At 64.1% G+C, this 26,097-nt stretch carries 21 protein-coding genes; 11 read left to right on the top strand and 10 right to left on the bottom strand.

Annotated features, from left to right (window positions below; translation table 11 throughout):
- Window positions 1-9 precede the first annotated feature (9 nt).
- Genes L867_RS0103620 through L867_RS26305 form a run of 3 tightly spaced genes read left to right on the top strand, consistent with a single transcriptional unit; the run spans window position 10 to window position 3,747 of the window.
- The gene (locus L867_RS0103620) at window positions 10-1,725 is read left to right on the top strand and encodes a type I secretion system permease/ATPase (protein ID WP_104368012.1); all 1,716 of its coding nucleotides are present in this window, start codon (window positions 10-12) and stop codon (window positions 1,723-1,725) included.
- Entirely contained in the window at window positions 1,722-3,035 is a 1,314-nt protein-coding gene (locus L867_RS0103615; protein ID WP_210163629.1) for an HlyD family type I secretion periplasmic adaptor subunit, read from the top strand. Before L867_RS0103620 ends, L867_RS0103615 begins: the two co-directional genes overlap by 4 nt.
- Window positions 3,036-3,066: 31 nt before the next feature.
- Complete coding sequence (locus L867_RS26305; RefSeq protein ID WP_051438790.1) at window positions 3,067-3,747, top strand: acyltransferase; 681 nt, start codon at window positions 3,067-3,069, stop codon at window positions 3,745-3,747.
- 57 nt (window positions 3,748-3,804) lie between these two features.
- Here the strand turns inward: L867_RS26305 and L867_RS0103605 are convergent, their stop codons facing one another.
- Window positions 3,805-4,176 carry a hypothetical protein gene (locus L867_RS0103605; RefSeq protein ID WP_028735615.1) on the bottom strand — a complete coding sequence of 124 codons (372 nt, stop codon included), beginning with the start codon at window positions 4,174-4,176 and terminating at the stop codon, window positions 3,805-3,807.
- A gap of 141 nt (window positions 4,177-4,317) precedes the next feature.
- Between L867_RS0103605 and L867_RS0103600 the strand changes: the two genes are divergently transcribed.
- From L867_RS0103600 to L867_RS0103580, 5 genes are all read left to right on the top strand, one after another.
- Window positions 4,318-5,502, top strand: coding sequence for a PAS domain-containing sensor histidine kinase (locus tag L867_RS0103600; protein ID WP_232363869.1), 1,185 nt, complete (start codon window positions 4,318-4,320; stop codon window positions 5,500-5,502).
- 90 nt (window positions 5,503-5,592) lie between these two features.
- Entirely contained in the window at window positions 5,593-6,300 is a 708-nt protein-coding gene (locus tag L867_RS0103595; RefSeq protein ID WP_028735613.1) for an ABC transporter ATP-binding protein, read from the top strand.
- A gap of 4 nt (window positions 6,301-6,304) precedes the next feature.
- On the top strand, window positions 6,305-8,668 hold the full coding sequence (locus L867_RS0103590) for an ABC transporter permease (protein WP_028735612.1): 2,364 nt from the start codon (window positions 6,305-6,307) through the stop codon (window positions 8,666-8,668).
- A gap of 4 nt (window positions 8,669-8,672) precedes the next feature.
- A complete protein-coding gene (locus tag L867_RS0103585; RefSeq protein ID WP_028735611.1) occupies window positions 8,673-9,875 on the top strand; it encodes an efflux RND transporter periplasmic adaptor subunit in 1,203 nt (400 codons plus the stop codon).
- A gap of 74 nt (window positions 9,876-9,949) precedes the next feature.
- Window positions 9,950-10,417, top strand: a complete 468-nt coding sequence (locus L867_RS0103580; RefSeq protein ID WP_028735610.1) for a hypothetical protein — start codon at window positions 9,950-9,952, stop codon at window positions 10,415-10,417.
- A gap of 7 nt (window positions 10,418-10,424) precedes the next feature.
- Here the strand turns inward: L867_RS0103580 and L867_RS0103575 are convergent, their stop codons facing one another.
- Window positions 10,425-11,681 carry an AGE family epimerase/isomerase gene (locus L867_RS0103575; protein WP_037172375.1) on the bottom strand — a complete coding sequence of 419 codons (1,257 nt, stop codon included), beginning with the start codon at window positions 11,679-11,681 and terminating at the stop codon, window positions 10,425-10,427.
- 194 nt (window positions 11,682-11,875) lie between these two features.
- Here L867_RS0103575 and metH point away from each other — a divergent pair, with 194 nt between their 5' ends.
- Complete coding sequence (gene metH, locus L867_RS0103570; RefSeq protein ID WP_028735608.1) at window positions 11,876-15,643, top strand: methionine synthase; 3,768 nt, start codon at window positions 11,876-11,878, stop codon at window positions 15,641-15,643.
- Between the two features lie 9 nt (window positions 15,644-15,652).
- Here the strand turns inward: metH and L867_RS0103565 are convergent, their stop codons facing one another.
- The 8 genes from L867_RS0103565 to L867_RS0103530 form a co-directional block, all read right to left on the bottom strand.
- Window positions 15,653-16,222 carry a TetR/AcrR family transcriptional regulator gene (locus L867_RS0103565; RefSeq protein ID WP_028735607.1) on the bottom strand — a complete coding sequence of 190 codons (570 nt, stop codon included), beginning with the start codon at window positions 16,220-16,222 and terminating at the stop codon, window positions 15,653-15,655.
- A 2-nt stretch (window positions 16,223-16,224) separates the two neighbouring features.
- A complete protein-coding gene (locus tag L867_RS0103560; RefSeq protein WP_028735606.1) occupies window positions 16,225-16,713 on the bottom strand; it encodes an HPP family protein in 489 nt (162 codons plus the stop codon).
- 470 nt (window positions 16,714-17,183) lie between these two features.
- On the bottom strand, window positions 17,184-18,344 hold the full coding sequence (locus tag L867_RS0103555; RefSeq protein ID WP_028735605.1) for a polyamine ABC transporter substrate-binding protein: 1,161 nt from the start codon (window positions 18,342-18,344) through the stop codon (window positions 17,184-17,186).
- Between the two features lie 165 nt (window positions 18,345-18,509).
- Window positions 18,510-19,568: an ABC transporter ATP-binding protein gene (locus tag L867_RS0103550; RefSeq protein WP_028735604.1), complete on the bottom strand. Its 1,059-nt coding sequence runs from the start codon at window positions 19,566-19,568 to the stop codon at window positions 18,510-18,512.
- A gap of 12 nt (window positions 19,569-19,580) precedes the next feature.
- Entirely contained in the window at window positions 19,581-20,363 is a 783-nt protein-coding gene (locus L867_RS0103545; protein ID WP_028735603.1) for an ABC transporter permease, read from the bottom strand.
- Window positions 20,360-21,250: an ABC transporter permease gene (locus L867_RS0103540; protein WP_028735602.1), complete on the bottom strand. Its 891-nt coding sequence runs from the start codon at window positions 21,248-21,250 to the stop codon at window positions 20,360-20,362. Before L867_RS0103540 ends, L867_RS0103545 begins: the two co-directional genes overlap by 4 nt.
- Window positions 21,251-21,345: 95 nt before the next feature.
- Window positions 21,346-22,452: an ABC transporter substrate-binding protein gene (locus L867_RS0103535; RefSeq protein ID WP_028735601.1), complete on the bottom strand. Its 1,107-nt coding sequence runs from the start codon at window positions 22,450-22,452 to the stop codon at window positions 21,346-21,348.
- A gap of 151 nt (window positions 22,453-22,603) precedes the next feature.
- Complete coding sequence (locus L867_RS0103530; RefSeq protein WP_028735600.1) at window positions 22,604-23,476, bottom strand: MurR/RpiR family transcriptional regulator; 873 nt, start codon at window positions 23,474-23,476, stop codon at window positions 22,604-22,606.
- A 181-nt stretch (window positions 23,477-23,657) separates the two neighbouring features.
- On the opposite strand from L867_RS0103530, the gene L867_RS0103525 reads away from it, so the two are divergent.
- Window positions 23,658-24,431, top strand: a complete 774-nt coding sequence (locus L867_RS0103525; protein ID WP_028735599.1) for an N-formylglutamate amidohydrolase — start codon at window positions 23,658-23,660, stop codon at window positions 24,429-24,431.
- Window positions 24,432-24,540: 109 nt separating this feature from the next.
- The gene (locus L867_RS0103520; RefSeq protein ID WP_028735598.1) at window positions 24,541-26,091 is read left to right on the top strand and encodes an amino acid permease; all 1,551 of its coding nucleotides are present in this window, start codon (window positions 24,541-24,543) and stop codon (window positions 26,089-26,091) included.
- The last annotated feature ends 6 nt before the right edge of the window (window positions 26,092-26,097 follow it).

Genomic DNA, 26,097 nt, shown 5'->3' with positions numbered 1-26,097 from the left:
GGAGTTTCCATGCGCCGAGCGCTAATCGGTACGGCCATCATCAGCCTGGTGCTCAACGTGCTGGGTCTGACGGGCCCGTTCTTCATGCTGCAGGTCTATGATCGGGTCATTCCGTCGAAGAGCGTGCCGACTCTCGTTGTCCTTTCCGTGTTCGCCCTTTTGCTGTTCGTCTTTTCCGGCCTGCTCGACGTGCTGCGCACGCGGATTCTCGCGCGGTTCGCCGGCATTGTCGATTCGAGCCTGACCGAGCGGGTCTTTGCCGTCATCGCCGGTGGGCCGCTCAAACTGAAGCTCGGCGGCGACATTCTGAAACCTGCCCAGGATCTCGACCAGATCCGCCTGTTCCTGGCCGGGCCGGGCCCTGTCACCTTCTTCGACCTGCCGTGGCTGCCGGTCTATCTGGTCGCCTGCTTCTTCCTGCATCCGGCCATCGGCTGGCTGGCGACGGGCACGCTCGTCCTGCTCCTGCTGCTCAACTTCGCCGCCAGCTGGCAGACCCGCAAGCCGACCTCGGAACAGGCGGCCCAGCTTTCCAACCGCAATGCGGTCGGCGAGGATGCCAGCCGCAATGCCGAGATCCTGGTTGCGCTCGGCATGCATTCGAGGGCCGCCGCCCGCTGGAACGAAACGGCCGACGCCGCCTCGGAAGCACAGCGCCGCACGGGCGACATTGCCGGGCTCTATTCCGGCCTTTCCAAGACGATCCGCCAGGTGGTGCAGTCGGCCTCGCTCGGGCTCGGCGCCTATCTCGTGGTCGAGGGAAGTCTGAGCGGCGGCGCCATCATCGCCGGGTCGATCATCGTCGCGCGGGCGCTGGCGCCGGTCGAGCAGCTGGTCGCCAACTGGCGCGGGCTGTTGTCGGCGCAGCAGGCGTGGAAGCGCCTCAACCGGGCCTTTGCCGCGTTCCCGGCGGAGGAGGCACGCACCGCACTTCCGGCCCCGAGCCGCAGCCTCAGCATCGAAGGGGTCTATGTCGGGCCGCCCGGGGGCGCGCAAAGGATCACGGTGCAGAATGTCAGCTTCCGCCTGGAGGCGGGAACGGTGCTCGGCATCATCGGTCCGAGCGCGTCGGGCAAATCCTCGCTGGTGCGGGCCCTCACCGGCGCCTGGCCTGTGCTGCGCGGCAAGGTCTGTCTCGACGGGGCGAGCCTCGACCAGTGGTCGGCCGAAGCGCGCAGCCGGCATGTCGGCTACATGCCGCAGCAGTCGGACTTCTTCACCGGCACGATCGCCGAGAATATCGCCCGGCTCGACCGCGATGCGGACCATGCGGCGATCGTCGCGGCTGCAAAGGCGGCGGGCGCCCATGAGATGATCGTCGGCCTGCCCGAAGGTTACGAGACCCGGCTCGGTGCCGGTGGCGAGACCCTTTCCGCCGGCCAGCGCCAGCGTGCCGCGCTCGCTCGCGCCCTCTATGGTGACCCGTTCCTCGTCGTGCTCGACGAGCCCAATTCCAACCTCGACGCCGAGGGCGAGCAGGCGCTTGCCGCGGCGTTGCGCGGCGTCAAGGCCCGCGGCGGCATCGCCGTCGTCGTTGCCCATCGCGACAGCGTGCTTGCCGTGCTCGACCGTCTGCTGATCATGGACCAGGGGGCCGTCAAGGCCTTCGGGCCGCGCGACGAGATCCTCAAGGCCTTGGCGCAGGCGCGCCAGACGCCCCAGACGCCCCAGCGGCCAGCGTCGGCACCTGCGCTCACCGTGATCGAGAACGAGGGTCAGGTATGATGCCCGTCCCGCGCCAGACGTTCCTTGGCCGGTCGCTCGACCGTCACCTCGTTGCCGGCCTCTTGGCGACCGTGCTGTTCCTCGCCGCAGCCGGCGGGTGGGCCATGACCACAAGCCTGTCCGGCGCGGTGATCGCCTCCGGTTTCCTGGTGGTCGAGGGCAGCGTGAAGAAAGTCCAGCATCCCAAGGGCGGCGTGGTCGGCGAATTGCTGGTGGCCGAGGGGCGCGCGGTCGAGGCAGGGCAGATCCTCATCAAGCTCGACGACACGGTGACGCGCGCCAAGCTCGACGCCACCAAGGCGGCGCTCGACCAGCTCTATGCCCGCAAGGCACGCCTGCTCGCCGAGCTCGGCGATGCGCGCCAGGTCGATGTTCCATCAGCCCTTGCCGAGCGCCTGCCGCCGGAGGGCCGTGACGCGATCATGCAGGCCGAGCGGCGGCTGTTCGCCGACCGGCTCGCCGAGCGCCAGGGGCAGAAGGAACGCCTCGATGGCCAGGTGACGCAGCTTGACGAGCAGGTCGCAGGGCTTGCCGTGCAGGTCAAGGCAAAGGAGGACGAAATCGCCCTCATTGCCGAGGAGGCTGTGGCCCAGGATGTGCTCTACGCCAAGAACCTGACCTCGCTCAGCCAGGTTCTGGCGCTGAAGCGCGAGGCCGTGCGGCTGAACGGCGAGTTCGGCCAGCTCAAGGCGCAAATCGCGGCGACCAAGGCGCGCATCGAGGAGATCGGCCTGCAGAAGATCCAGATCGACCAGGCCATGCGGGCCGAGGTGTCGACCGAACTGCGCGACCTGGAGACCCGGGAGGGGGAGATGCGCAGCGAGGAAATCGCGCTGATCGAGGACCTGCAGCGGGTCGACATCCGCGCTCCGGTCGCAGGCGTCGTCCACAAGCTCATGGTCCACACCACCGGCGGCGTCGTATCGCCGGCCGAGGCGCTGATGGAGATCGTGCCGCGCGAGGCCGACCTGGTGGTGCAGGCGCAGGTGCGGCCGGACGATGTCGACCAGTTGCTCGTCGGCCAGCCGGCCACGGTGCGGTTCACGGCCTTCAATCGCAACACGACGCCGGAGTTCGACGGCAAGCTGATCCGTATCTCGGCGGACCTGGAAGTCGACGAACGCACCGGCGCGGCCTTCTACCGGGCTGATATCGCCGTCGACAAGGCGGATGTCGCCGGGCATGCCGGCCTGGAACTGGTGCCCGGCATGCCGGCGGAGGCCTTCGTGCGCACCGGCGAACGCAACGTGCTGTCCTGGCTCCTGAAACCGATTACCGACCATGCCGCCCGCGCCATGCGGGAAGAATAGGCCGAACGAGCGGCCGTCGGGGAGGGGATAGATGAAGCTGTCGTATGTCTCGTGGGTCGTTCGCTATATCCGGGCGCGCTGGTTCTTCCTGCTCGACATGCCGGAGGGCAACAGTTTCGAGGACAAGGGTGCCACCGGGCTCAAGGGGCATGTGGTCGTCAAGCGGGGAACCGGCAATACGGTCACGATCGGCAGCGGAACCCGTTTCGACGGTTCGATCGAGATCCAGGGCACGCGCAACACCGTGGTGATCGGCGACAACTGCCACTTCCGGGGAAAGATCGTCGTCAAGGACCACGGCCAGACCGTGGTGTTCGGCGACCATTCGACCAGCAACAGCGTCTACATTTTGTGCCAGGAGGGAGCCAGCGTCAGGATCGGACGCTGGTGCATGCTCTCGCGTGACATCGAGATCCGCACGACCGATGCGCATTCGGTGATCGACCGCCAGACCGGCAAACGTCTCAACACGCCTGCATCGATCACCATCGGCGATCATGTGTGGGTGGGCGTCGGCGCCGTCATCAACAAGGGGTCGAGCATTGCGGCGGACAGCATCGTCGGCGCCATGGCCTTCGTGAACGGGGTCTTCGACGAGGAAGGGGTCGTCATCGTCGGCGTGCCGGCCCGCATCGCCAAGCGCGGCGTGACGTGGAACCGAAGCCGCAAGAAGGTCTTTTCCGAGGCGGAAATGAACGCCTGGCGCGACTAGAGCATCACGTCATGGCCACCGGCCGCAAGGCCGATGGCGGTTTGCAGCCGTTGCGCCTCAGTTCGGCTTGGCGAGCAGCGACTGAGCTTCCTCGAAACGCCGCAGGCGATCGGCATTCTTCTCGTCGGCCGAATAGCAGGTGCTGCCCAGGCAGAACTTGACGAGCTTGAAGGGGGCGGATGCCGTTTCGAACTGGCATTCGATCGTATCGCGGATGTCCATCTCCGCGGCGTCCATCTTCGTCGAATAGGTCATGCGAACGCCCGGCGGCTTCAGTTCCGGAAAGGACTGCACGATGCCCACCTTGACCGACTTGACCATCTCGAAGTTGCGCGCAACAAGGGCGCAGGTGTCTTCGAGACCGGGCGATTGAGCATGGGCGAGGGTCGGGGCGGCAAGCAGGACGGCGGCAAACAAAATGGGCTTCATAATCCCTCCGAGGGCAACAGGCTGAGATCCACCAAAGGCTTCGGCAAGGAACATTGTTCCCTTGCAGGTTCAGTCTAGCGCCAATTGCAACGCCTGTCCCGTTCTGAAATAATTGCATCAATAGGATTGGAGCTCGGCTGTATGGCGTATTCGGATGCGAGCGAGGCCTGGCCGACATCACCCCGGATGCTTCCGTCCGGCGATTTCCTCAAAGGCTGCGGCGCGAGCGGCGAGGAGATCCGCCGCTTCGACTGGGGCGCGACCAGCCTCGGTCCTATCGAGGGGTGGCCCATCTCGCTGAAGACCACGGTCAGCCTCGTGCTTTCCTCCAAACAGCCGATGTGCTTCTGGTGGGGCCCCGAGCTGCTGAAGTTCTACAACGACGCCTATGTGCCGATGCTCGGCCAGCGTGCCGGCAAGGCGCTCGGCCGGCCGTTCAAGGAGGTCTGGGCGGATGTGTGGGACGACATGCTGCCCTTCGTCCGCAGCGCGCTGTCCGGCGAAGCGACCTGGATGGAGGACATGCCGCTCACCATGCTGCGCAACGGCTATCCGGAAGAGACCTACTGGACCTTTTCCTACAGCCCGCTTTACGGCGATGACGGCGCCATCGAAGGCCTGCTGAACATCGTGACCGAAACCACCCGGGCGGTGGCCGACCGTGAGGCTTTGCAGGTGGCCTACGAGCGGGCGCAGGAGCATATTCGTGAGCGCGCGCGCCATGAGAGCGAACTGAAGCTCCTGAACCAGGAGCTTGCCCATCGCATGAAGAACACCCTGGCGATGACGCAATCGATCGTGACACAGAGCTTGCGCGGGGCGGAATCGATCGCTGATGCGATCGCCACAGTGACCGCGCGCATCGGCGCCCTGTCCAAGGCGCAGGATATTCTCACCGGCTCGCTGCGCACGGCTGCGGGCTTCGAGGAAATCGTCAGGGCGGCGCTCGTTCCGCATCGCGACCGCGACGACCGTTTCGTGATTTCCGGCGTGCCGATCTACCTGACGGCGCAGCAGGCGCTGGGGCTTTCGCTCGCCATTCACGAACTGGCGACCAACGCGACCAAATACGGTGCCCTGTCGCAGCCGGAAGGGCAGATCGAGATCAGCTGGTCGTTGGGCGAAGACGGAGCGTTTTCCTTCGACTGGGTCGAGCGCGGCGGTCCGCCGGTGACGGCGCCCGAGCGCCGCGGCTTCGGCTCACGCCTGACCGAGCGGATCATCTCGGCGATCTTCTCCGGCGAGGGGCGCATGGGCTTCGAGCCGAGCGGGCTCACGTTCCGCCTCGCCGGCCGCATCGACATATCCCGCGACGTTCCCGGATAGCAGGGCTTGCGGGCTTGCGCCCTTTGACAATGGTCAAAGCCCGACCCTGCGCCATACTCTATCGTCGACCGAGTTCAACAAGGGTGCAGGATGGCAGAGCCTCTTTTCCAGGTTCAGGGCGTGACAAAGACCTATCGCACCGGCGATGTCGAGGTCTGGGCGCTGCGTGGCGTCGATCTGAGCCTCGAGCGCGGCGAGATGGCCGTGCTGCTCGGCCCCTCGGGCAGCGGCAAGTCGACCCTGCTCAACATCATGGGCGGGCTCGACCGGGCGACGGCGGGAAGCGTTCGCTGCGCCGACCATGAGCTGACCGCCTTCAGCGAGCGACAGCTCACGCAGTTCCGCCGCGACCATATCGGCTTCGTCTTCCAGTTCTACAATCTCATCCCGAGCCTCACGGCCTATGAGAATGTCGCACTCGTCACGGAAATCGCCAGTAATCCCATGGACCCCGGCGAGGCGTTGGAAATGGTCGGGCTGAAGGACCGTATGGATCATTTCCCGGCGCAACTTTCCGGCGGCGAGCAGCAGCGCGTGGCGATTGCCCGCGCCATCGTCAAGCGGCCGGACGTGCTGCTTTGCGACGAGCCGACCGGGGCGCTCGATTCCAAGACCGGCGTTCTCGTGCTCGACGTGCTGTGCCGCGTCAATGCCGAGTTCAACACGACCATGGCGATCATCACCCACAATGCCGCCATCCGTCAGATTTCCCACCGCGTCTTCTCCTTCCGCGACGGCCGGATCGAGGAATCCTCGACCAATGCGGTGCGGTTGCCGCCCTCCGCCGTGAGCTGGTAGCGCCATGTCGATGCTCGACCGCAAGCTCTACCGCGACCTGCTGAGGCTCTGGGCCCAGGTGCTCGCCGTAGCGCTGGTCATGGCCTGCGGCGTTGCGACGATCATCATCGCCATCGGCTCCTACCGGTCGCTCGAGGAGACGCGCGACGTCTTCTACGAACGTTATCGCTTTGCCAATCTCTTCGCCGAGGCCAACCGGGCCCCGTTGCACCTGCGCGACCGGATCGCGTCGATCGAGGGGATTGGCGGGTTGGAGCTTCGCATCGTCAAATATGTGCTGCTCGACATCGAGGGCATGGTCGAGCCGGCCACCGGCGTGGCCGTGTCCCTGCCTGACGCCGGCCAGCCGGGCGTCAATCGCCTCTATATCCGCAGCGGCCGGCTGCCTGAACCCGGCCGCGTCAACGAAGCGGCGGTGCTCGACAGCTTCGCCAAGGCGCATCGGCTTCGCGAGGGCAGCCGGTTTGCCGCCGTGATGAACGGTCGCAAGCAGGTGCTGACCGTCACCGGCATCGTGCTGTCGCCGGAATACATCTATACGATCGGCCCTGGCGACATGGTCCCGGATCCGCGGCGCTTCGGCGTCTTCTACATGTCGCGCAAGGCCCTCGAAGGCATTTTCGACATGGGCGACGCCTTCAACAATGTCGTGCTCTCGACACTGCGCGGCACGAACCTCGACGTCACCACGGCCGCCATCGACGACCTGCTCGAACAATATGGTGGACGCGGCGCCTATGGGCGCGAAGACCAGATCTCCGACACCTTCCTCGCCAACGAACTCGATGAGCTCAGGGCAATGGCGGCGGTCATTCCGCCGATCTTCCTGTTCGTCGCGGCCTTCCTGGTCAACATGATCCTCACACGACTGATCACGCTGGAGCGCGAGCAGATCGGCCTGTTGAAGGCGCTCGGCTATCGCGAGACCGAGGTGGCCTGGCACTATCTCAAACTGACGATCGTCATTGCGCTGATCGGCGTGGCGATCGGCTTTCTGGCGGGAAACTGGACCGGGCGCGAAATGACCAGGCTCTATGCGCGCTTCTTCTCATTCCCGTTCCTGATCTTCCGCGAGAGTTTCGATCTTTATGCGATCTCGGCGGGGATCTGCGTCGCGGCCGCCTTTGCCGGCGCGATCCGGGCGATCTGGGCTGTCGTGGTGCTGCCGGCTGCCGTTGCCATGCAGCCGCCGGCGCCGCTGCGCTTCCGCGCGTTGTTCAAAGGGCACGGGCGCGGGCCGTCCTTCCTGTCGCAACTGACCATCATGGCCTTCAGGCAGATCATCAGAGCCCCGGTCCGCTCGTTCCTCACCTCGCTCGGCGTGTCATTTTCCGTCGCGCTGCTGGTGGTCTCGATGTTTTCGGCGGATGCCATCGGCTACATGGTCGACGAGATTTTCTTCCGCATGGAGCGGCAGGATGCGAGCCTCTATTTCGATCAGGACAGGCCGATGGCGGCCGTCGATTCCGTGCGGCAATTGCCGGGCGTGATGCGGGCAGAGCCGTTTCGCGCCATTTCGGTGACGCTGCGCAACCGCCACAACGAGAAGGACCTGACGATCTTCGGTGTCGGCAGCGACACCGATCTCGGACGCATCATGGATGCCGACATGCGGCCCATTCCGCCGCCGCCGAGCGGCATCCTGCTGATCGGGCGCGTCGCCGAGGCGCTCGGCGTCAGGGTCGGCGACAGCGTCGAGGTCGAGCTGGTCGAACGCGACCACCGCAGGATCAGGGTTCCGGTAACCGGCATTAGCCAGAGCCTGGTCGGCATCGACGCCTACATGCATATCGAGGCGCTGCACCGGCTGGTCGGCGACGGCCGGCGCATCTCCGGTGCGCGCGTCTCGCTCGACGCTCTGGAGAAGGGTGCCCTCTTTGCCGAAATCAAGAATACACCCGCGCTGGCCTTCGTCATGCTGATCGGGCTGTCGCGCGAGCGCTTCCGGGCGACCATCGAGGAGAACATCGTGATGATCCAGATCGTCTATACGACGCTGGCCGTCATTGTCGCCTTCGGCCTGATCTACAATTCGGCGCGTATCCAGCTCTCGGAGCGCGCGCGCGAGCTTGCGAGCCTGCGGGTGCTCGGCTTTACGCCGGCGGAAGTCTCCAGCGTGTTGATGACCGAACTTGCGGTGGTCATCCTCGCCGCCCAGCCGCTCGGCTGGCTGCTCGGCTACGGCTTTGCCAGGCTGGTGGTGGAGGGGATCGAGAGCGATCTCTTCCGCATACCGTTCTTCATCAACGCATCGACATTTGCCATTGCGAGCCTTGTGGTTCTCGGGGCGTCGCTTGCCTCGGCGCTGATCGTGCGCCGGCGTATCGATGAACTCGACCTCATCGCGGTTCTGAAATCGAGGGAGTAGCCCCATGCAGGGAAAGTGGATCAAGCGTATCATAGGAGCCGTCGCGATCGGAGCGATCGTCGCCGGCTTTGCCTATGCGCTCCGGGAGAAGCCGCAACTGGTCGATGCCGGCATGGTGACGCGCGGTCCGATGCGGGTCACGGTGTCGCAAGAGGGCGTGACGCGGGTGAGGGAGGTCTACGCGGTATCCTCGCCGATTGCCGGGCATCTGGCGCGCACCGTGCTTGATGAGGGGGATGCGGTGAAGGCGGACGTGACGGTGGTGGCGGCGATCCATCCGCTCGATCCGCCGCTGATCGACAGCCGCAGCCAGGCCGAACTCGTGGCGGCGCGAGATGCGTCGCGGGCTGCGGTCTCGATGGCGGAGATCGATCTCAAGCGCCTGCAATCGGACCTGCAGTTCTCGCGTGACAACCTGAAACGGGCGCAGGCGCTCGCCAAGATCAATTTCCTCGCCCAAAGCACGCTGCAGAAGGCCAGCACCGACGTCGAGGTTCTGGAGGCGCAGATCGGGTCGGCCGAGGCCGCCATCGAGTTGCGCAAGGCCGAGCTTGCCAGCGCCGAGGCGCGGCTCATTCCGCCGAGCGATCCGAACAGGAGAGATGAGAGCGCCTGTTGCGTCTATCTGACCGCACCGGTCGATGGTGTCATCCTGTCGGTCTTCGCCAAGAGCGAGCAACCCGTGGCGGTCGGCAGCAAGATCGCCGAGATCGGCGATCCGGCGGATCTCGAGGTGACGGTCGATCTGTTGTCCTCGGATGCGGTTCGTATCGCTCCCGGTTCCAAGGCGGAGATCTTCGACTGGGGCGGCGACAGGGCGCTTTCGGCCACGGTCCGGCGCATCGATCCGGCCGGTTTCACCAAGGTCTCGGCGCTTGGCATCGAGGAGCAGCGGGTCAATCTGGTGCTCGATCTGGAGGACAAGGATCCGCGCCTCGGCCACGGTTTTCGGGTCTATGCGCGCCTTACGCTCTGGCAGAGCGAGGAGACGCTGCAACTGCCGATCAGCGCGCTGTTCCGCGACGGCCGTCAGTGGAGTCTGTTCGCCATCCGTGACGGCCGGGCGAAGCAGGTTCCGGTCGAGATCGGTCACATGAACGACGAGGTGGCGGAACTGATCGGCGGACTGGCCGAGGGCGACCAGGTCATCCTGCATCCGAGCGACGTGATCAGCGACGGGACGCTGGTCGAACAGCGGCAGGAATAGAGGAGGCGCCGGGGCTCTTGAAGTTCGCGGGGTGTCGAGGCAAGTTTCAAACCGCAACGAGGAGGGGCAGGCTGATGCGGAAGACCATCTTGATTAGCGGATTGGCGCTCGCGTTCCACTTGCCGCCCGGCCTCGCCGGTGCCGCAGAACGGCCGGCCGTGCTCGGCTTCCAGGCGCTCGAGGGGCAATGCCTCGAGGTCGTTGCCGGCAAGGACGACCTCACCGCGGGCTGCGGCCCGAAGGTCGGCATCATGCGCTATGCGGACGGACGCACGGGCTTCTACTTCCTGCTCGCCAAGGACAGGATGCTGACCTTTTCCGGTTTCGCCAAGGGCGGGGACCGGAGCACCTATGCGCTCGACCGGGTCATCTACAATGACGGGACGTCTGCGACCAAGCCGATGGTTGCGTCGGCGAGCGGCGCCTGCAGCCATGGCGATCCCGCCAAGGGACCCGTGACCGTCCGCTGCAAGGGCAGGACGCCGCAGGGCATGGTGTTCTCGGCGACCTTCCGCTCGAACGGAAAACCGCCAAAGCAGTAGGCGGCGGTCAGACCGCTCCGCCGGTTTCGCCGATCACGCGCGTCAGGCTGCCGGTGGCCGGAAAGAGCGGGATCAGGCAGGCCTGCAGGGCGTGGTAGATGTCGCCCTTGCCGGGGAAAAGCGAATTGGAGGGTTTTAGGTCCTCGGTCAGTTCCTCGTGCCAGCCGCCGAAGGCATGGTCGAGGCTGTTGTTGGCGATGAAGCTCCAGATCTTGCGATAGCTTTCCTCGTGGAAGTCGCTGGGCAGGTGCTGGTTGAGGAAATGCGCGGCGGCAGCGCCCTCGCACAAGGGCCACCAGAGTTTCATCGTCTTGTCGGGCACGTTTTCCCAGTCGAGCGTATAGAAGAAGCCGCCCCTTTCTTTGTCCCAGCCGAGCGACATCGACTGGAAGAACAGGCCGCGCGCCGCTTCCGGCATCCAGTCGTGCTTATTGCCGCCGAGCACCCAGAGCTGCAGCACCAGGCGGGCCCATTCCAGCCAGTGGCCGGGCGTCGTGCCGGCCGGGCGGAACATCTCGTTGGGGTGATAGTAGATGCGGTCGAGCGTCCAGTCCTCGTCGAAATGTTCCGGCACGCGATAACCCTGTTCGGCAGCGCGGCGGCGGATCAGCAGGTCGGCGATGCCCGTCGCCTTGTCGAGATAGTGGCTTTCGCCGGTCGCCTCGAAGGCCGCCATCAACGCTTCGGTCAAATGCATGTTGGAGTTCTGGCCGCGATAGCCGGGCACGGGCTGCCAGTCGGCCGAAAACTCCTCGGCGATCGCGCCGTGGCGATCTTCCCAGAACCGGGTCTCCAGGATCTCGGTAATGTCTGCCAGCATGCGGTCGGCCAGTGGATGGCCGACGGTCTTGGCGGAAGCGGCGGCCAAAAGGACGAAGGCGTGGCCGTAGCCCTGCTTCGAGGCGTCGGCTGCGCCTTGGTCGTCGACCTGCCAGAAATAGCCGCCATGGGTCTCGTCGCGATGGCGGTTCCACAGGAACTGCATGCCGTGATCGACGATATCGGCCGCGCCGGGCCGGCCGAGCAGGTCGCCGATGGCGAAACAATGCACCATGCGGGCGCTGGCATGGATGCCGCGTACCGGATTGTCCGCGTTCAGCGGCTTGCCGTCGCGGGAGAGGTCGAAGAAGCCGCCTTTCGGATTGATACTGCCATACTGGAAGAAGTCGAACAGGCCGTTTGCCTGGTTCAGCAGCCATTTGCGGTGGTAGGGTCGGCCGGTCCAGTTTTCTGCCAGGGTCGAAGTTGTGGTGACCGCAGACATGACGTTCCTCCCATCGTGCATCTAATCGTTTGAATTCCTTACCGGCAAATGCCGTGCTTGTCACCGCGGCTGGAGGCTTCCTCCACTGGTCGCGGCGCGAAGGGTAAATAGACGAAGAACGCCATTCGTATGTTGACATAAACATATCTTTATGTGATCTGCCGGTATTGTCTTTTGTAAGGAAGGGGTAGCCCATGCTCGACACGCTGTTCGGTTCGCAAGCCACGAAGCGGGATGGGGCGGAGGTCATGCGGGCGCTGCGCCAGGCGGCCAGCGAACGCATCCTGATCCTCGACGGCGCCATGGGCACGCAGATCCAGGGGCTGGGCCTCAACGAGGAGGCCTTTCGCGGGCAACGCTTCATCGGTTGCGCCTGCCATCAGCAGGGCAATAACGACCTGCTGATCCTCAGCCAGCCGGACGCGATCGAGGAAATCCATTTCCGTTATGCAATGGCCGGTGCCGACATTATCGAGACCAACACGTTTTCGTCCACCCGCATTGCCCAGGCCGACTACCAGATGGAAGAGGCGGTCTACGACCTCAACCGCGACGGCGCGCTGGTCGCGCGCCGTGCCGCGATCCGGGCCGAGCGCGAGGATGGCCGGCGCCGTTTCGTCGCTGGCGCCATCGGCCCGACCAATCGCACCGCGTCGATCTCGCCCGATGTCAACAATCCCGGATACCGCGCCGTATCCTTCGACGACCTGCGGATCGCCTATGGCGAGCAGATCGACGGCCTGATCGACGGCGGTGCCGACATCATCCTGATCGAGACCATCTTCGACACGCTGAACGCCAAGGCGGCGATCTTCGCTTGCGAAGAACGCTTCCTTGCCAAGGGCGTGCGTTTGACGGTGATGATCTCCGGCACGATCACCGATCTCTCCGGCCGCACGTTGTCGGGTCAGACCCCGTCGGCCTTCTGGTACTCGGTGCGTCACGCCAACCCGTTCACGATCGGGCTCAACTGCGCGCTCGGCGCCGATGCCATGCGGCCGCATCTGCAGGAACTGTCGGGCGCCGCCGACACCTTCATCTGTGCCTATCCGAATGCCGGCCTGCCGAACGAGTTCGGCCAGTATGACGAAACGCCGGAAGACATGGCGCGCCAGATTTCAGGCTTTGCCGAGGAGGGACTGGTCAATGTGGTCGGCGGCTGCTGCGGCTCGACGCCCGAGCATATCCGGGCGATCGCCGAGGCGGTGGCCGGCAAGGCGCCGCGTCGTCCGGCCGAGCACCGGCCGTTCATGGCGCTGTCGGGCCTGGAGCCCTTCGTGCTCACCAAGGACATTCCCTTCGTCAATGTCGGCGAGCGCACCAATGTCACCGGCTCGGCCAAGTTCCGCAAGCTGATCACCGCCGGAGACTATTCGGCAGCCCTCGTTGTCGCCCGCGACCAGGTGGAGAACGGCGCGCAGATCATCGACATCAACATGGACGAAGGCCTGATCGACTCGGAAAAGGCCATGGTCGAATTCCTCAACCTGATCGCCGCCGAGCCGGACATTGCCCGCGTGCCGGTGATGATCGACAGCTCGAAGTTCCCGATCATTGAAGCGGGGCTCAAATGCGTGCAGGGCAAGGCGATCGTCAACTCGATCTCGATGAAGGAGGGCGAAGACGCCTTCGTGGCGCAGGCCAGACTCGTCCGCAATTACGGTGCCGCCGTGGTCGTGATGGCCTTCGACGAAAAGGGCCAGGCCGACACCTATGATCGCAAGGTCGAAATCTGCGAGCGGGCCTACACGCTGCTGACGGAACAAGCCGGCTTTGCCCCGGAAGACATCATCTTCGACCCCAACGTCTTTGCCGTCGCGACCGGGATCGAGGAGCACAACAATTACGGCGTCGACTTCATCGAGGCGACCCGCACGATCCGCCAGAAGATGCCGCTGGTGCATATTTCCGGGGGCGTTTCCAACCTGTCCTTCTCGTTCCGCGGCAACGAGCCGGTGCGCGAGGCGATGCACGCCGTGTTCCTCTACCACGCCATCCAGGCGGGCATGGACATGGGCATCGTCAATGCAGGGCAGCTGGCGGTCTATGAAAGCATCGATGCGGAATTGCGCGAGGCCTGCGAGGACGTGGTGCTCAACCGCCGCGCCGACGGCACCGAGCGGCTGCTGGAAATCGCCGAGCGCTATCGCGGCACGGGCGAGAAACAGGCCCGCACGCAGGACATGAGCTGGCGTGAGCTTCCGGTCGAGAAGCGGCTGGAGCACGCCCTGGTCAACGGCATCACCGAGTTCATCGAGGCCGACACGGAGGAGGCGCGGCTCAAGGCCGATCGTCCGCTGCATGTGATCGAAGGTCCGCTGATGGCCGGCATGAACGTGGTCGGCGACCTCTTTGGCGCCGGCAAGATGTTCCTGCCGCAGGTGGTGAAGTCCGCCCGCGTGATGAAGCAGGCGGTCGCGGTTCTGCTGCCCTACATGGAAGAGGAAAAGCGCGCCAATGGTGGCACCGGTGAGCGTGAAGCCGCCGGCAAGGTGCTGATGGCGACCGTGAAGGGCGACGTGCATGACATCGGCAAGAACATCGTCGGCGTCGTGCTCGCCTGCAACAATTACGAGATCATCGACTTGGGCGTCATGGTGCCGGCCACGAAGATCTTCGAGGTGGCGCGCGAGCAGAAGGTCGACATCATCGGCCTCTCGGGCCTGATTACGCCGTCGCTCGACGAAATGGTGCATGTCGCCGCCGAAATGGAGCGGCAGGGCTTTTCCATCCCGCTGCTGATCGGCGGGGCGACGACGAGCCGCGTGCATACGGCCGTCAAGGTGGCGCCGCAGTACAAGGCGGGCCAGGCGGTCTATGTGACCGATGCCAGCCGCGCCGTCGGCGTCGTCTCTGCGCTGCTGTCGCCGGACAGCAAGCAGGCTTACAGCGATGGCATCCGCGCAGAATATGCCAAGGTGGCCGAAGCCCATGCCCGTGCCGAGGCCGAAAAGCAGCGCCTGCCATTGGCGCGGGCCCGGGAAAACGCCGTCAGGCTCGACTGGTCGACCTATCGGTCGGTCAAGCCGAGCTTCCTCGGGACCAAGGTCTTCGACGACTATGATCTGGAAGAACTTGCCCGCTACATCGACTGGACGCCGTTCTTCCAGACCTGGGAGCTGAAGGGCCGCTATCCGGCGATCCTCGAGGACGAGAAGCAGGGCGAGGCGGCACGGCAGCTCTTTGCCGACGCGCAGGCCATGCTGTCCAAGATCATCGCGGAAAAATGGTTCCGGCCGCGGGCGGTGGTCGGCTTCTGGCCGGCCAATGCGATGGGCGACGACATCCGGCTTTATGCCGACGAAGGCCGCGGCGAGGAGCTGGCAACGTTCTTCACCCTGCGCCAGCAGCTGTCGAAGCGCGACGGGCGGCCGAATGTGGCGCTGTCCGATTTCGTTGCGCCAAAGGAGAGCGGTGTCGAGGACTATGTCGGCGGTTTCGTCGTCACGGCCGGTTTCGAGGAGATCGCCATTGCCGAGCGGTTCGAGCGGGCCAATGACGACTATTCCTCGATCCTGGTGAAGGCGCTGGCCGACCGTTTCGCCGAGGCCTTTGCCGAGCGCATGCACGAGCGGGTGCGGCGCGAATTCTGGGGCTATGCGCCGGCTGAAGCCTTCACGCCGGACGAACTGGCCGCCGAGGCCTATGCCGGCATCCGGCCGGCGCCGGGCTATCCGGCCCAGCCCGACCACACCGAGAAGACCACGCTGTTTGCCCTGCTGGACGCGGAGAAGGCGACCGGCGTCAAGCTCACCGAGAGCTATGCCATGTGGCCCGGCTCGTCCGTATCCGGCCTCTATATCGGCCACCCGGACAGCTATTATTTCGGCGTGGCCAAGGTCGAGCGCGATCAGGTGGAAGACTATGCGGCCCGCAAGGGCATGACGATCCGGGAGATCGAACGCTGGCTGGGACCGGTGCTCAACTATGTGCCGGCGGTCCCCGGCGAAGAGGCGGTGTAATCCTCGCGGCTATTGAGGCCGGGGCGGACGGCAGCGGGCCTTCAACCGTTCCAGAACGCGGGTGAAGGCCGGCGTGTCCTCCAGGCCGCGGGCAAGGATCAGTCCGCCCTGGATGCCGGCCAGGACTTCTTCGGCGAGGGCGCCGGCTTCGTCGCCGGCAAATCCGGCGCGCGCCAGGGTGGCGGCGAGGTCACGTTTCCATGCCGCAAAATAATCCTGGACGCGCTCGGAAAAGATGTCGATCGCGCCGCTCGAGGCGATGACGCCCATCAGGCAGGCCCGGTGGCCGGAACGGAAATAGGTCTCGACGCTGGCGAACATCGCCTCGATCGCCGCGTTCGCATCCTTCGTCTCGCGCAGGGGGGCGAAGATATGCATGCGGAACCACCCGTCGACGTCGTCGAGCACGGCCTCCGCCATCTCCTGCTTCCCCCCGGGGAAGAAGTGGTAGAGGCTTCCCTTTCCAAGCCCGGTCCGCTCCGTGATGATTTTCAGGCTCGTTCCTTCGTAACCCTGCTCGCGGAAGATTTCGGCGAGCTGCGGGATGACGTCATGGCGTTCGGCGACGAGGCGGGCCATGGTCAACCTGCCTTCAGCGGATAGAGCGTGCGCGTGACGCGGTGGAACAGCGCGCCGACCGCGACGAGGCACAGCGATCCGGACAGCACGGGGAAGAGCAGGTAGTCGAAGCCCGGATCGGCGGCGAAAACGACGATCGGATCGGCTCCGGCCGGCGGATGGGTGATCCTCAGCGCCGACATGGCGGCGATCGACAGGCCGACGGCCAGCGCGACCGCCCACCATTCGTTGGGCAGGGCTGACCGCAAGACGAGGCCGATCAGCGTCGAGACCAGATGGCCGCCGACGACATTCGCAGGCTGGGAGAAGGGACTGGCCGCCGCCGAAAAGATCAGGACGCAGGTGGCGCCGAAGGGCGCCATCAGGAAGGGCGTGCCGGCATAGTGGCTGAGCGCCCCGGCCAGGGCAATGGCGATGAGACCGCCGATCCCGGAGAGGAGGCAGCGGCTGGCGGCAACGGGCGGCTGATGGCGGCGGAGGAAGGCTTGCATTGTCTGTACCTTTTGTCCTTGTGTTTACCGATCGGTACGGTTTCGCTCCTGATCTGTCAAGTTGCGGGTGACGGGTACGGCTCGGCGACCATGCCCGTGCCGGGTCTTGCGGGGAGGGCGGCCTTGCATGGGTTGGGTGGCTGGAACGGCAATTCCCAACGGGCGCTCAGGCGCTGGAATGGACGGATAATTTTGGGACGTCTCGGGGTAGGGGTCCGGTTGTTTTGGCCCTGGTCCGGCGTACCTAATGTCTTGATTCATGTTGTTCAGAGGTTGATTCAAGTCGTTGCCGAGTTGAGTCAGGCGCCGGCCGCAAGGCGTTGATGCTGAATCGCAAAACTCTCCGCGCCAGCGAGCGGATCGGCTCCGGCCCGTCTGGATTTTCCTAATTTTAGCAAGATGTGATTAACAAGGGCTTGCCTTGTCGGTCGAGGATGAACGGGGATGCGGCCTCCCCCCGATCGTGCCCTTCAGGCGGCCTTGAACCGTGCCATCAGCTCCGCCCGGCCGGGGTCGGTCAGCGTGACGGCGGCTCCGAACTCCAGCTCTGTCAAGGCTGCCTTGTCCGGATAGATGATCTTGTTCGTCCGGATCTCCCGCGGCAGAAGTTCGAGAACGCGGCTGTCCGTGGTCGCCGCGCCGTTGACGATGTGCTCCTTCACCGCGATCTGCGGGTCCATCATGAAGTCTACCAGGGCGTAGGCGGCCGCCTTGTTCCGCGCTGCGCTCGGGATGGCGAAGTAGTCCGTCCAGATTTCGCCCCCGTCCTTGCCGAGCCTGAACTCGATCTCCGGCAAGTCGCGGTGCAATTGCTGGCCGTCGCTGGCCCAGCACATGGCGAGCCAGGCATCGCCGGCGCGCATGGCGGGCTGATAGTCGCTGTCGACGGCCAGCAGGTGGGGCTTGACCGCAAGCAGCAGCTTTTCTGCCGCCGCCAGTTCGGTCGGATCGACCGAATTGAACGAGTGGCCGAGCGAAACCAGCGCGCTGCCGATCGTCGTCAACTGGTAGTCGTGCACCACTGTGCGGCCGCTGGCCTCGGCCATAGCCACAGCGAAAAAATCCTTCCAGCTTGCGATCGGCGCGCTGATCTGGTCGGTATTGGTCGCCATGCCGGTGGTGCCCCAGTTCTTCGGTACGGCATAGGTCCGACCGGAGACCTGACCGGCCCAGGTGAAGAGCAGGTTCTGGCTGGCCGCGCTGTAATGGGTGAAGCGCTCGAGCGCGAGTTCGTCGATCAGTCCGAGTTCGACATAGGTGGAAATCGCGTAATTGGTCGGGACGAAAAGATCCCAGTGTGCCACGCCGGTGCGGAGTTTCTTCAGCATCTCCTCGTTGGAATTGGAGACGGTGAGGTGGACTGTAATTCCGGTTGCGGCAGTGAAGGCTTCGAAGGTCGCCGGATCATGGTAGTTTGGCCAGGAGTTGAGCCGGACATGGTCGCCGAGCTCTTGTGCTTTCGCCTCACGCCATGAAGGCCGCCCACCCGCGCCCATCACAGCAGCGGCAAGGCCGAGACCGGTGACGCCGAGGAAATGCCGGCGGTTCACCGAGCCGCGCTTGAGCCGCATGAACTCGTCCATGAAACGGGAAGGCGTCACCGGCAGATCATCTCTGTCATGCTTCCACATGCGCAGGATCCTCACGCTTCTATTTGTTCCGTCCTATGGTTCCATGATTTTGTAAAGAAAATGGCTTGGTCCGAAACAATTCAGGCGTGCGAAAGACTTCGCTGCCAGAATGAGCGCAGTGGGGCCGGCAGGGGCGTGGCGCGCGTCCGGTCAGGACGCGGCGCGTCAGGCCTGAAGGATCAGAAGATCGGCGGAATCGATCTTCAGCGCCACGGTGTCGCCAAGCGAAGGCGGCGCAATGCTCGGATCGTTGAACATGTCGAAGGAGACGATGTTTCCGGCGACATTGATGCGGGTGCGGATGACCGAGCCGAGGAAATGGCTGGAGACGACCTCGCCGCGCAATGTCGTGTCGCCCTTGGCGCCGTCCATGATCGAGCCCGCTTCCGGGCGCATGGCGAGCTGGACCGTGCTGCCCGCCGGGGCGTCGATCTTCTCCTTGATGGCGATCGTCAGGTCGCCGATGGCGACGGTGCTGTCCTGCGGATTGACGACCTTCGCCTCGATCAGGTTCAGCGTGCCGACGAAGGAGGCGACGAAGCGGGTCGACGGCTTGTTGTAGATCTCGAAAGGCGTGCCGATCTGGTCGGCGCGGCCGGCATTCATCACGACGACCCGGTCGGAGATCGACAGGGCCTCTTCCTGGTCATGGGTGACGAAGATCGTGGTGATGCCGAGCTGCCGCTGGATCTGGCGGATTTCCTCGCGCAGCGACACGCGGATCTTGGCGTCCAGCGCCGAGAGCGGCTCGTCGAGCAGCAGGACCTGCGGCTTCGGCGCAAGCGCGCGGGCCAGCGCCACGCGCTGCTGCTGGCCGCCCGACAGCTGGTAGGGATAACGTTCGGCCAGATGATCGAGATTGATCAGCGCCAGCATTTCCTTGACGCGCTTCTCGATGTCGGCCTTGGGCATGCCGTGGATCTTGAGGCCGAAGGCGACATTGTCGAAGACGTTCATGTTGGGAAACAGCGCATAGGCCTGGAACACCATGCCGATATTGCGCTGGTTGGGCTTCAGGTTCGACTGGTCGCGGCCGTCGATGACGATCGCCCCGCCGGTCGGGGTCTCGAAGCCCGCGACCATGCGCAGGATGGTGGTCTTGCCGCAGCCGGACGGTCCAAGGAAGGAGACGAATTCTCCCTTGTTGATCGCCATGTTGAAGTCATGGACGACTTTGACCGGCCCGAAGGACTTCTGAATGTTGGTCAGGGTCAGGAATGTCATGGGATTTGATCCTCAGGCCGGGCGTTGCGTGGTTTTCTGGAAGCGCGAGACGAGCTGGATAAGCCCGAGGCAGCCCCAGGTAATGCCGAAGGCGATAACCGCCAGCGCCGCCGGTTCATAGGCGCGATTGGCGCCGAGCAGCTGCATGTAGGGGCCGAAGGCCGGCCGGTTCAGCAGCGCCGCCATGGTGAACTCGCCAATGACGATGGCGAAGGTCAGGAAGGCGCCCGACAGGACGGCGATCAGCACGTTCGGCAGGATGATGCGAAAGAGGATGCGCGTCCAGCCGGCGCCGAGGCTCTGCGCGGCTTCGGTCAGCGTGCGCACGTCGATCGACGACAGGCCGGTGTCGACCGCCCGATACATGTAGGGCAGCGAAAGGGTCGCATAGCCGAACATCAGCAGGAGGTTGGTGCCTGTCAACGATCCCGTCAGCGGCAGCCAGCTCGACGTGTTGTAGAGACGGATATAGCCGAAGACGATGACGATTGCCGGAATGACCAGCGGCAGCAGGGTGACGAACTCGATATAGGGGCGCAGGCCCGGCAGGCGCAGGCGGACCCAATAGGCGGTCGGAACCACCAGGATGACGCCGAAGATAATGGTCACCAGCGCCATGGTCACCGAATAGGTGAAGGTCTGCTGGAACTGGGGATCGCCGAGAACCTTGGCATAGGCGTCGAAGGAATATTCGCCGCGCCGCATCTTCAGCGAGAAATTGGTCATGCCGATGAGCGGCAAAAGGAAATAGAGGAGGCCGAATGCCAAGGCCCCCCAGGCCCAGAACTTCTTCATTTCAGCCACCTTTCGCTGCGGGCGCGCAGCCAGATATAGATCGCATTGGCGACACCGGTGACGACGATCATGCCGAAGGCCAGCGCGTATCCGAGGTGCGGGTTCCCCAGCACGTCGCCGCGAATCTGGGCAAAGAGCAGGATCGGCACAATATTCAGCGACGAGCCGGTGAGCGCGATCGCGGTTGCGACGGCGCCGAACGCATTTGCGAACAGCAGCGCAAGCGTGCCGAGGATGGAGGGCAGCAGGATCGGGAAGGCCACCAAACGCCAGTATTGCAGGTTGGTGGCGCCGAGGATCGAGGCGGCTTCCTTCCATTCGCGCTTCAGGCCGTCGATGGCCGGCGTGATGATCAGCACCATCAGCGGGATCTGGAAGAACAGATAGGTGAGCGTCAGCCCCCAGAAGGATAGGAGGTTGAAGCCAAGCGAGCGCAGGTCGATGCCGATCTGCGTGCGCAGGAAGACGGTCACCAGGCCCATCGGACCGAGCGTCGCCAGGAAGGCGAAGGCGAGCGGCACGCCGGCGAAATTGGAGGCGACACCGGAAAAGGTCAGCAGCGGACCGCGGATCCACAGCGGCAGCCCGCCGAGAATGACGGCGGTCGCCATGCCGAAGCCGATCAGGCAGCCGAGCAGCGCTGAAGACAGGCTGATCTTGATCGAGATCCAGTAGGCGGCGAGGATGGAGGGCGTGAACAGGCCTTGAATGTTTTCGAGCGTGAAGCTGCCATCCGGGGTCTGGAACGCGCCAACGACGATCTTCATCGTCGGGAGGATCAGGAAAAGCAGCGTAAAGGCCGCGAAGGGCGCAATGCCGACCCATTGGAGCGGAAGCCGCCGCGTCGGGCGCGTGGTCTGTGATACGGCCGTGCTGTCAGACGCCATCGAATTGTCCCCCGTCCGCGCTTCATGCGCGGCTTCTATTCAAGAGAAAAGCCGCCCCGGCCTCAAGACCGGGGCGGCATTTCACAGCATTTTAATTACTGTACATTGGCGCCGACGACCTTGTCCCAGCCGCCGGTGACGGCAGCCTTGTTGGCATCGACTTCTTCCAGGGTCGGGAAGTAGGCCTTCTCGTAGGAAGCGGCCGGCGGCAGCTTGTCGAGCAGGGCCTGCGGGATCTTGCCGGCCTTCGACATGGCGTTGAAGCGGGCCGGGTGGCAATAGCCTGCGAGCCATGCGGTCTGGCCTTCGTCGGAATAGAGGTATTCCATCCAGAGCTTGGCAGCGTTCGGGTGCGGCGCGTAAGCCGAAATACCCTGAACGTAGACGCCGGCGAGAACGCCGCTTTCCGGAACAATGACGTCAACCGGCGGGTTGCCGGCCAGCGTGTCCTTCCAGGACAGGGCGTTGTAGTCCCAGGCGACGACGATCGGCGTGGAGCCCTGAGCGAGCGTGCCAGACTTGCCGATGACCGGAACGAAGTTGCCGGCCTTGTTGAGTTCGGCGAAGTACTTCAGACCGGCTTCGCCGGCTTCCGTGCCAGCCTTGGCGCCGGAGGCGAGACCAGCGGCGAGAACGCCGAGGATGGCCTGGTTCGAAGCGCGCGGGTCACCGGCGAGAGCGACCTGGCCGGCATAGTCGGCCTTCAGCAGGTCGGACCAGTCCTTCGGGGTTTCCTTGACGAGATCCTTGTTCACGATCATCGACATGACGCCGTAATAGTCGCCGTACCAGAAGCCTTCGGCGTCCTTGACGGTGTCCGGAATTTCGTCCCAGGTCGAGACCTTGTAGGGCTGCAGCAGGCCGTCGGCCTTCATCTGCGGGCCGAAGGCGAGGCCGACGTCGACGACGTCAGGAGCCTGCGGGCCCTTGTTGTCCTTGTTGGCCTTGACGGCTTCGACTTCGTCGGCCGAGCCGGCATCCGGGTTCAGTTCGTTGACGGTGATTTCCGGATACTTCTTCTTGAAGCCGTCGATCACGGCGCCGTAACCGCACCAGTCGTGGGGCAGGGCGATCGTGGTCAGCATGCCTTCCTTCTTGGCGGCTTCGACCAGTTCGGCGCTCGGCTCAGCGAATGCGAGCGAGGTGGATGCGACGACCATGGCGGTCGACAGCGAGAGCACGCGGCGAAAATTCGTAATCACTGAAGTTCTCCTTGTTGGTGTACAGCGATGCGGGACTGATATGCAGCTTGCATGATAGTTATGTGACGGGCGCGGCAACGCTTCTGTGCTGGCTCGTCGCTTCTTCCCGTTGTTCTGGCTCCTCTCTTCTCCCCTTTCGGTGCGATGACGATCAACGTGGCCGGCGAAACAGCCGCGCCTGCTCGAAGAGACCTTCGAGCGTATTCATGCGCTCGCGTGTCTCCTCCCACGCCGAACTCTGCACTGCCTCGATCAGCGCCTCGATGACGAACAGCGTGACGACCGAGGAATCCCAGGCGGACGGCGCCTCGATCTGAACCTTGAAACTGTGCTGCGCATATTTGGCGACGGGCGAAGTCCAGTGATCGGTAAACAGCACTATAGTCACGCCGCCCGTTCTGGCTACGTTTGCCAGCGTCGCGATATCGTCCTCATAACGACGTATATCGAAGATCACGAGGACGTCCCCGGCGCTCATGTTCAGCATATGCTGCGGCCATGCGCTGGTGTTCGACGACATCAGCGTCGTCTTCGGCCGGATGACCTGCATGTGGGTAAAGAAGTATTCGGCCAGCGCGCCGGTGATACGGCCGCCGACGAAATAGATGTTGCGCTTGCGGTCGGCGAGCAGCTTGGCGACCTGATCGAAGGTTGCGGTGTCGAGCTCGCTCAGCGTCTGGCGCATGTTGTTCATCACCGCTTCGGCGAAGCGGTTCAGGATATGCGTTCCAGGCGCGTTCGACGCCCAGCGGTCGTGCTTGGCGATCGGATTGGAGAGCGTAGCCTCCAGTTCGTGGTGCAGGTGCGCCTGAAACTCGGGATAGCCCTTGTAGCCGAGCTTCTGCACCATGCGCGCGACGGTCGGGGTGGAGACTCCGGCGTTTTCCGCCACAGTGGTGATGGAGCCGAGGCCAGACACCGGATAATTGTCGAGCAGGCTCTCCGCGAGCTGGCGTTCAGCCCGCGTCAGCCCATCGAAATGGGCGCGGATCACGTCCGAGACTGTCTTCGGCGTATTGCTCAAGTGCTGTTTTTCCCCTGGGACCGATCTTCTGCCGGTCTGTCACAAAACTATCCTAGCAGTACGAAAATCTGTCAATGTGCAAATTGAAGAGAAATTTTCACAATGCGGTTGACAGCCCGGCAATCGTGAAGAATTCTCTTCGCAATGATAAAAAGCCGCAAGGCGCCGGGGAGTTTTTCGCATGCTCTTGAGGTCGGACATCCTGACAGAGGCAGACGGCGAGGCCGTTGCCGTCGAGAATCCCGAAGGGGCGGGCATCTGCCTGTTCGTGTGCGAGCATGCCTCTCGCCGCATGCCCGAGCGGGCCGGCAATCTCGGCCTCGACAGCGACGCCCTGGTCAGCCACATCGCCTGGGATCCGGGCGCGCTCGACGTTGCCAAGCGCCTCTCCGGCATGCTCGACGGCCCCTTGGTGTATCAGCGGTTCTCGCGGCTCGTCTACGACTGCAACCGCCCGCCGGAATCCCCGGCCGCGATGCCGGAAAGAAGCGAGATCTACGATATTCCCGGCAATCACGGGCTGACGGACGCTGAGCGCTATGCGCGCACCGCCGCTCTCTACGTGCCGTTCCATGACCGGGTTAGCGCCATCGCGGCGGCGCGTAGCGCACGCGGGCAATCGACCGTGATCGTCACCGTCCACAGCTTCACGCCGGTGTATATGGGCAAGCAGCGCGACGTCGAAATCGGCATCCTGCATGACGAAGACAGCCGGCTCGCCGACAGCATGCTGAAGGCGGCCGACGGTGGTCCCTACCGCGTGGAGCGCAACGAACCCTATGGACCGGAGGACGGTGTTACCCATAGTCTCAAGCTGCACGGCCTGCCGGACGGGCATTTGAACGTAATGATCGAGGTCCGAAACGACCTGATACGAGATGAGGTCGGCCAAGGGGTTGTGGCCGACTATCTGGCGGAATTGATCGCCAAGGCGATCGATACTGCCAGCCAATAACAAGGCCCCGGGGATCAGTTGATCTGCGAAAAAGCCGTCGGCAATGCCGGCGGCGCAGGATACGAAATTATCCGCAATCCCGCGGATGATCGGTTAATTGGGGGACGTCATGTCAGATTATACCGAAGCAGATAAAAAGCACGACGTGCACATATTGCACTCAATGGGTTATGCCCAGGAACTCGAGCGGCGAATGAGCTCGTTTTCCAACTTCGCCATTTCTTTCTCGATCATTTGCATTCTGTCCGGCGGCATCAATTCGCTCGGCCAGGCGACATCGGGTGCCGGCGGTGCCGCCATCGGAATCGGCTGGCCGGTCGGTTGCCTGATCTCCGGCCTGTTTGCCATCGGCCTGGCGCAGATCAGCTCGGCCTATCCGACGGCCGGCGGCCTCTACCACTGGGGTTCGATCCTCGGCAACCGCTTCACCGGCTGGCTTGCCGCCTGGCTCAACCTGCTCGGCCTGGTGACCGTTCTCGGCGCCATCAACGTCGGCACATTCTACTTCTTCTTCGGCGCCTTCGGTTCCTATTTCGGCATCGAAGACACACTCATGCACCGCGTGGCCTTCGTCGCGGCGATCACAGCCGTCCAGGCCCTGATCAACCACTTCGGCATCGGGCTCACCGCCAAGCTGACCGACTTCTCCGGCTACCTGATCTTCGCAACGGCCATCCTTCTGACGATCGTCTGCCTGGTGTCCGCACCGAGCTTCGAGGTCGCCCGCCTGTTCACCTTCTCCAACTATACCGGCACGGAAGGTGCTTCGCTGGTCTGGCCTTTCGCCGTCTCGGGTGGCATGGCCTTCCTGCTCGGCCTGCTTCTGCCGATCTACACGATCACCGGCTATGACGCGTCCGCGCACACGTCGGAAGAAACGGTCAAGGCCGCGCATTCGGTGCCGAAGGGCATGATCACCTCGGTGATCTGGTCGGCGGTGTTCGGTTACGTCATGCTGTGCTCGTTCGTGCTCATGCTGCCGAACATGGACGACGCCGCAAAGCAGGGCTGGAACGTGTTCTTCTGGGCCATGGACAGCCAGGTCAACCCGACGGTCAAGGAGGTCATGTACTTCCTGATCTTCCTCTCGCAGTTCCTCTGCGGCCTTGCCACCGTGACCTCGCTTTCGCGCATGATCTTCGCCTTCTCGCGTGACAAGGGCCTGCCGGGCTCCGCCGCGCTCTCGAAGGTCAGCCCCAAGCACCGCACCCCGGTTGCTGCGATCTGGATCGGCGCCATCCTGTCGGTCCTGTTCGTCTGGTTCACCTCGGCCATCACGATCGCCGGCACGCCGGCCTATTCGATCGTCGTGTCGTGCACGGTCATCTTCCTGTTCCTCTCCTTCGCCCTGCCGATCGCGCTCGGCTTCGTCGCCATCGGCACGCCGAAGTGGCCGACCATGGGTCCGTGGAACATCGGTGCCGGCGCCTTCCGTGTTGTGGCCGTTCTCGTCATCCTGGCAATGGCGCTGATCTTCTACATCGGCATCCAGCCGCCGAACGACTGGGCGCTTCCGATCACCATCGGCTTCTTCGTGATCACCGCCGTCGTGTGGTTCGCGTTCGAGAACAAGCGCTTCAAGGGCCCGCCGATCGGCGACGAAGTCGCCCGGCGCCAGGCCGGGATCGCCGCAGCCGAAAAGGCGGTCGGCGAGGCCTGAGCCTTG

This window comes from Paenirhizobium selenitireducens ATCC BAA-1503 (assembly GCF_000518785.1).
GTDB classification, from domain to species: Bacteria; Pseudomonadota; Alphaproteobacteria; order Rhizobiales; family Rhizobiaceae; genus Allorhizobium; species Allorhizobium selenitireducens.
This window is presented reverse-complemented; position numbering and strand designations above follow the sequence as displayed.

Coding starts and splice junctions, on each gene's coding strand:
- L867_RS0103605 (WP_028735615.1), bottom strand. CDS start 4,176: ATGAAGCCCATTTTGTTTGCCGCCGTCCTGCTTGCCGCCCCGACCCTC.
- metH (WP_028735608.1), top strand. CDS start 11,876: ATGCTCGACACGCTGTTCGGTTCGCAAGCCACGAAGCGGGATGGGGCG.
- L867_RS0103615 (WP_210163629.1), top strand. CDS start 1,722: ATGATGCCCGTCCCGCGCCAGACGTTCCTTGGCCGGTCGCTCGACCGT.
- L867_RS0103580 (WP_028735610.1), top strand. CDS start 9,950: ATGCGGAAGACCATCTTGATTAGCGGATTGGCGCTCGCGTTCCACTTG.
- L867_RS0103525 (WP_028735599.1), top strand. CDS start 23,658: ATGCTCTTGAGGTCGGACATCCTGACAGAGGCAGACGGCGAGGCCGTT.
- L867_RS0103595 (WP_028735613.1), top strand. CDS start 5,593: ATGGCAGAGCCTCTTTTCCAGGTTCAGGGCGTGACAAAGACCTATCGC.
- L867_RS0103540 (WP_028735602.1), bottom strand. CDS start 21,250: ATGGCGTCTGACAGCACGGCCGTATCACAGACCACGCGCCCGACGCGG.
- L867_RS0103590 (WP_028735612.1), top strand. CDS start 6,305: ATGTCGATGCTCGACCGCAAGCTCTACCGCGACCTGCTGAGGCTCTGG.
- L867_RS0103575 (WP_037172375.1), bottom strand. CDS start 11,681: ATGTCTGCGGTCACCACAACTTCGACCCTGGCAGAAAACTGGACCGGC.
- L867_RS0103545 (WP_028735603.1), bottom strand. CDS start 20,363: ATGAAGAAGTTCTGGGCCTGGGGGGCCTTGGCATTCGGCCTCCTCTAT.
- L867_RS0103560 (WP_028735606.1), bottom strand. CDS start 16,713: ATGCAAGCCTTCCTCCGCCGCCATCAGCCGCCCGTTGCCGCCAGCCGC.
- L867_RS26305 (WP_051438790.1), top strand. CDS start 3,067: ATGAAGCTGTCGTATGTCTCGTGGGTCGTTCGCTATATCCGGGCGCGC.
- L867_RS0103520 (WP_028735598.1), top strand. CDS start 24,541: ATGTCAGATTATACCGAAGCAGATAAAAAGCACGACGTGCACATATTG.
- L867_RS0103565 (WP_028735607.1), bottom strand. CDS start 16,222: ATGGCCCGCCTCGTCGCCGAACGCCATGACGTCATCCCGCAGCTCGCC.
- L867_RS0103620 (WP_104368012.1), top strand. CDS start 10: ATGCGCCGAGCGCTAATCGGTACGGCCATCATCAGCCTGGTGCTCAAC.
- L867_RS0103585 (WP_028735611.1), top strand. CDS start 8,673: ATGCAGGGAAAGTGGATCAAGCGTATCATAGGAGCCGTCGCGATCGGA.
- L867_RS0103600 (WP_232363869.1), top strand. CDS start 4,318: ATGGCGTATTCGGATGCGAGCGAGGCCTGGCCGACATCACCCCGGATG.
- L867_RS0103555 (WP_028735605.1), bottom strand. CDS start 18,344: ATGTGGAAGCATGACAGAGATGATCTGCCGGTGACGCCTTCCCGTTTC.
- L867_RS0103550 (WP_028735604.1), bottom strand. CDS start 19,568: ATGACATTCCTGACCCTGACCAACATTCAGAAGTCCTTCGGGCCGGTC.